This is a genomic window from Prevotella sp. oral taxon 317 str. F0108, from assembly GCF_000162415.1.
Lineage (GTDB): Bacteria > Bacteroidota > Bacteroidia > Bacteroidales > Bacteroidaceae > Prevotella > Prevotella conceptionensis.
Genome location: NZ_GG740077.1, coordinates 115826 through 121825, shown reverse-complemented (window position 1 = coordinate 121825; position 6000 = coordinate 115826). Strand labels below are relative to the sequence as shown.

General features: G+C 50.7%; 2 protein-coding genes. Both read right to left on the bottom strand.

All coding sequences use genetic code 11. The annotated features are described in order from the left end of the window. Positions 1-158 precede the first annotated feature (158 nt). Positions 159-2111, bottom strand: coding sequence for a type I pullulanase (gene pulA / locus HMPREF0670_RS13930; RefSeq protein WP_009231789.1), 1953 nt, complete (start codon positions 2109-2111; stop codon positions 159-161). A 249-nt stretch (positions 2112-2360) separates the two neighbouring features. Then, on the bottom strand, positions 2361-5057 hold the full coding sequence (locus HMPREF0670_RS13925) for a 4-alpha-glucanotransferase (RefSeq protein WP_009231788.1): 2697 nt from the start codon (positions 5055-5057) through the stop codon (positions 2361-2363). Positions 5058-6000 lie beyond the last annotated feature (943 nt).

The window sequence follows — 6000 nt, the reverse complement described above, 5'->3', positions numbered from 1 at the left end:
AAAAAACTAGGGATTTTAGAGGACATCTGTGAAAAATAGGGCCATTTGAGGATACCAAAAAGCGAACAGCCATACGTAGCTTTGAGGGCATTAGCCATCTTTTCATCTTTTCATCTTTTCGTTTTTTTCACCCTTAATCGGCTAGGCATATCACTCCCCTAGTCCCTTGGAGAGGGGTTGGGAGTGAGGCCGCTCATCAATATCAATGCCGACTGCGCATCAACAGTAACTTTTCCGCCTTTCATCGTGCACAGACCATCGCCGTTCACCACGCCATCGCACACCACAGCGCGATAATCGCCCTGCGGAACATCCACCACTTGTGCCTCACGGTTGGCATTAAGCAGCACCACGATGTCTTTTGCGGCATCGCCACCAGCATGGTCTTTCAAGCGGTAAGCCACCACATTGGCAGGCGCTTTGATAAATTCGAGATGCTTACGAACCAACTCGGCGTTGCCCAAACGAAACGCGGGATGAGCCTTGCGCAAGGCAATAAGACCCTTGTAATAGGCAAACACCTGCGGATAACGTTCGAGATTGGTCCAGTTAAGCTCGTTAATTGAGTCGGGCGAACAAAAACTATTGTGCACACCCTTCTTGTCGCGCAGCATCTCTTCGCCACAAAGCATGAACGGAACACCTTGCGAAGTGAACACAAACGTTTGCGCCAGGAGGTCGAGCTTTATCAGTTCGGCAGTGGTTATGCCAGGTATCGAGTTGCGTATGCGGTCGGTTAGGCACATGTCGTCGTGACAGCTAACGTAACTTATCATTTGCGTTGGCTGGTTGGCCCACGGCTTTTTGCTGTAATTTACTTGGCTCATGTCTACCTGCGGATGAGCAATCGCGCCCACGATGCCAAATTTCAAGCTCTCTTCGTTACCATTAAGGGCGGCCAAGAAAGCAGGCTTGCGGTCGTCGGAGAATGGTCCGCGCAGTGCGTCGCGCAGCTCATCGCTAAACGCTCCGATGCCCGGCATCTGCGCAGTATTGGCTTTCGTGGCCAGTTTTTCTTGCGGATAGGCGCACGTGCCTGCACTCCACCCCTCACCATATATATATATGGAGGGGTCTATCTTTTGCATTTCGGCCTGAATACGGTTCATCGTTTCGATGTCGTGAACACCCATCAGGTCTACGCGAAACCCGTCGATGTGGTACTCCTTCGCCCAATGTTTCATCGACTCTATCATAAACTGGCGCATCAAAGGCTGCTCGCTGGCCGTTTCGTTGCCGCAACCCGACCCGTCGGAATACGTTCCATCGGCACGTTTGCGATAGAAGTAGTCGGGCCAGGTGCGTTGAAATGCACTGCCCGATAGGTCGTAGGTGTGGTTGTAAACCACGTCGAGAATAACGCGGATGCCTGCTTTATGCAGTGCTTGCACCATCTGTTTAAACTCGCGTATGCGCACTTCGGGGCGATAAGGATCGGTGCTGTACGAACCCTCGGGCACGTTATAGTTCAGCGGGTCGTAGCCCCAATTATACTGCGGCTTATCCAATCGCGTTTCGTCTACCGAGGCAAAGTCGAACGAAGGCAGAATATGCACGGCGTTAATGCCCAGTTGGCGCAGGTGGTTAATGGCCTTTTCTTCGGTTAAGGCCAAGAACTTGCCCTTGTTTTTGATGCCCGACGAGGGATGAACGGAAAAGTCGCGATGGTGAAGTTCGTAGATAACGAGGTCTGCAGGCGATGCCAACGGCGGTCGTTTGTCGGCCTTCCATCCCTCAGGATTTGTCTCATCGAGGTTTATAATGGCTCCTCGCCTACCGTTTACACCCACAGCCTTGGCAAAGATGCCCGGCGTTTCGCCCAGGTTAAAGGCAGGAACGTCGAAGGTATAGAAACGCCCTTTGAGGTCGCCTTTGGCCGTAACGCTCCACATGTCTTTGCCTGCGGGTTTCATCCGCAAGGTTTGTAGTGGCTTTCCCCCCTGTCCTTCCGCATAAATCCTTACCAATACGCGCTTAGCATTGGCAGGTGCGTGAAGCTTAAACACCGTTTCGCGGGGCGAGTAAGTCATTTCGTTCATGTCTTGCGCACGTACGTCAAGCCCTTGGGCGCAAACAAACAAGGCAGCCATGATAAATCCTTTTATGTTCATATCGTTGTTGTTATTGTTATTGAGTTGACAAGTGGACGAGGTAACGAGTTAACAAGTTCACGAGTGGACGAGTGGACAAGTTCACGAGTGGACAAGTTAACAAGTTCACGAGTTCACAAGTTGACAAGTTGCCAAGTTGACGAGTTCACAAGTTGACAAGTTGACGAGTTGACAAGTGCACAAGTTAACGAGTGGCCAAGTTGACAGATAGGCGTAGCCATCTTTTCACCTTTTCACCTTTTCACTCTTTCAGCGTCCGCTTTGTTGAACCATATCCTTAACGGCCGTACAGAAGGGTGTGTTAGCCATCAAGTCTTCGATATTGAGGTGCATACGATAACGCCAATAATGGTGCGGGTTGGCAGGAATGTTGATGCGTTCGGCATCAGCATCGGGCAAACGCAGGTCTTCGTCGGTGGACAACCAGTCTTGAATGCTGAGAATGCACAACATGGAGGGCGACAAAAGCTGGCGCAACACAATGTCGCGAGCCAACAAACCAGAAAGCGGATGCGGCGCAGGACCACCATTATAGAGCATCGTGTTGTAGTATTCTTGTGTCCGTTCCCAGTTTTCGTCCCACCACTGGCGCAGTGTTGGCATGTCGTGACTGCTGAACGTGTTAACCGAGCGATAGGGGAATGTGGAGAGATTGCCAAACCGCACACGTGGATCTTTGGGCATCGACTGTACTTCGAGCGACAGAATGCGTAGCTCGTTCATTACCCACGCCACGCAATCGGGCACCATGCCAAGGTCTTCGGCACACACAAGCATGCGCGTGGCCTCAACCAACTTGGGCAGTTTCTTCATTGCCTCGTGGTACCAAAACTGGTTGTTGCGGCGATAATAGTAGTCGTTGTATATGCGGTTAAACACGTCCTTATCCTTATCCCAAAGTGCCTCGTACACAAAATCGTGCTGAACGGAGATGCGCGGATGGAACTTTGAGGGGTCTTTGCGGTCGCGAACGAAAAGCACATCGCTCACCAAGGCGAAGAGTCCATCGCGCAACCAGCGGTCGGCCTCCTCGTTTTTGCCCTCAAAGGCCTGTTCAATCTTGCGCTGCGTGTCGTATTCGGGGCGCAGTTGCCAGATGTCGTCGTGCAGGGGTTGCAGATAAGTTGCCTTCACGTTGTCGGCGTTTTCGCCGAACATGCGGTCGAGAACCCAATCGCTAATGAACGGACGGGTGAATGCCTCTTCGTTGAAAGGCAGCCCATAGGCCTCTATCTCCTCGCGACTCATGCCCAACGAGGGCGAGAACTGGCCCAACAAGCCGTCTACACACGACACGGGAATTTCCCAAATGCGGAAGAAACCCAACACGTGGTCGATGCGGTAGGCATCAAAAAACTTCGCCATGTTTTGGAAACGGCGCACCCACCAGGCGCAATCGTCGCGCAACATCTCGTCCCAGTTGTAGGTTGGGAAACCCCAATTCTGCCCTTTAACCGAGAAATCGTCGGGCGGCGCGCCTGCTTGTCCGTTGAGGTTAAAGTAATGTGGTTCGGTCCACACGTCGCAACCGTGGCGGTTTACCCCAATGGGTATGTCGCCTTTCAGTATCACGCCCTTGGCGCGAGCATGCTCGTGGGCATGTCGCATTTGGGTGTAAAGCAAATACTGAACGAAGTAATGGAAAGCCACCTCTTTGTAAGCCTTGGTCGTAGGCGTTGAGAGGGCTTTGCGTTCGGCCTCGTCCCAAGTGTTGTGGTCGGGCCATTGTGCAAAGTCGGCCGTGCCGTAGAGGTCGCGAAGATGGCAATATTGGGCGTAGGGCACAAGCCAATAACATTCTTCTTCAAAGAACTTCTTAAAGTCCTCACCCTTCATCATTTCCTTGCCTTCTTGCTCGAACAGCTGTTTAAGATAAGCTGTTTTGGCGTTGTTCACGCGCTCGTAATCAATCTGCGACAGCGCATTAAGCTCTTGTCGCAAGGCCTCGAAAGCCATGCGTTCGTCTTCTTTCTTCAACAGCGGCAGCGCATTGAGGTCTACATACTGCGGATGAAGGGCGAAAATGCTGATGCAACTATATGGATAAGAGTCGGTCCAGGTGTGCGTTGTGGTGCTGTCGTTGATGGGCAACACCTGCAACACGCGTTGGTTGGTATGCGCCACGAAGTCTATCATGGCTTTAAGGTCGCCAAAGTCGCCCACGCCAAAGCTGCGTTTGGTGCGCAACGAGAACACGGGAACAAGGGTTCCGGCAAAGCGTTCGTCCCAAAGTTCGAAGAAAGCCTGATGCAATTGGTACACGCAAACTTCGTTTTTGCCCACCTGAGGCAACTGCAACTCGCGGTTGTAACCCGTTTCCCAAAGCGGTGCAACGCGGCTATCGGCATCAACGACCACAAACTTCACGGCTATTTCTTCGCCTTTCAGTTCGTCGAGATTGAGGTCTACTGCCCATTCGCAATCGCTCACCTCGGTCATGGGCAAGGCTCCGCCAAGTGCCCACGCGCCAAGTGCCAGGTCGTCGCCCACTAAAACGAGGCGTTGCGAGGCCCGCAGTTGTGGCGCGCGCACCACCAAGCGCAACGTCCGCTCGTAATCAGATGCGGGCATGGGTTGCAGGTTGCGGCGTTTTAGGCACTGGGCAAAAGCCGAAGTGTATTGATAGGCATCTTCGGGAATGGCATTCCACTGGTCGTAAACGTGGTAGGCGTTGGCTTTAAGCGCGCCAAGTGCCAGACGATGCGGCTGCAAGGCCCACTCCTTACGCCTTGTCACACCCGCACTATCCACACAATAGAAGTACTGCACGACGTTTTGGCAAGCGTCGGGCAACTTGTTTATACAACAAATCCAGCGCAATCCGTCGACGGTGTTCATGCGGTATTGCGTTGTTAGGCATTCGCCCTTGTCGTTATTAGTAACGATGTTCAGCACCAATTCTTCTCCGAAGACGGTCTGGTAATCAATATTGAAATATAAATTCATAGACTAAGGGGTTAGTAAACTCGGCATAAAGTTAGGCATTATTCGCAAGAGGTTCGCCCTTAAAACGGGGAAATGTTTATCTTTACGATGCAAACGATTGCGCTAATGCAAAAAGAGAACTAAAATAACGGAAAGACCACTTCTTTATGTTTCTTATGTTCTTATGTCAAAACGGACGCATTTAGGTCACAACACGAAGAGATAAACGTTTTCGTTAAGCCAAATGAACAATGCCGAGCTTGCTCGAACATTGCCATGGCGAGAAAACGCACTTTTCGAGGAAAGAGAAAAGAACGATTAACTCGTCCTCTTGTCCACTCGTCAACTGGTTAACTGGTCAACTGGCCAACTTGTCTACTTGCCAACTCGTCTACTCGTCAACTTGTCAACTCGTCAACTCGTTAACTTGTCAACCCGTCTACTTGTCCACTCGTCAACGGGTTAACTCGTCAACTGGTTAACTTGTCCACTGGTCTACCCGTCAACTCGTCAACTCGTCAACTTGTCCACTCGTTAACTTGTCTACTCGTCAACTTGCCAACCCGTCAACTCGTCAACTCAAACATTGTCCACTTTTCAGCAAGAAATTTAGCATCAAGAGTGCCCTTTTTGTCCACCAATCGTCCACCAGGCCCCAAAAAATCGATTCTCGCGAAGGTTTATTTTGATGCAAAAAAGGGTAGCATGTGAACGTTGGAAAAATGAATTTTTATTTAAAGGAGTCGGCATTTGCACCAACTTTTGGGCTATTTATAGCAAAATGTAGTGCAATATGCCGCAAAACACAGTGCATTTTGGTACTAAACGCAGTGCGTTTTGGTGCTAAATGCAGTGCGTTTTGATGCTAAACGCAAGGTAAAATGGTGCAAAACGCAATGCAAAATGCAGCTAAACACAAGCCGAAAAGCATAAATATCCGCTGCTATGGTATAAATAAAACCCT

What these genes read in the sequence shown, in the direction of transcription:
- pulA (WP_009231789.1), bottom strand. Translation starts at nt 2,111, where the DNA reads ATGAACATAAAAGGATTTATCATGGCTGCCTTGTTTGTTTGCGCCCAA.
- HMPREF0670_RS13925 (WP_009231788.1), bottom strand. Translation starts at nt 5,057, where the DNA reads ATGAATTTATATTTCAATATTGATTACCAGACCGTCTTCGGAGAAGAA.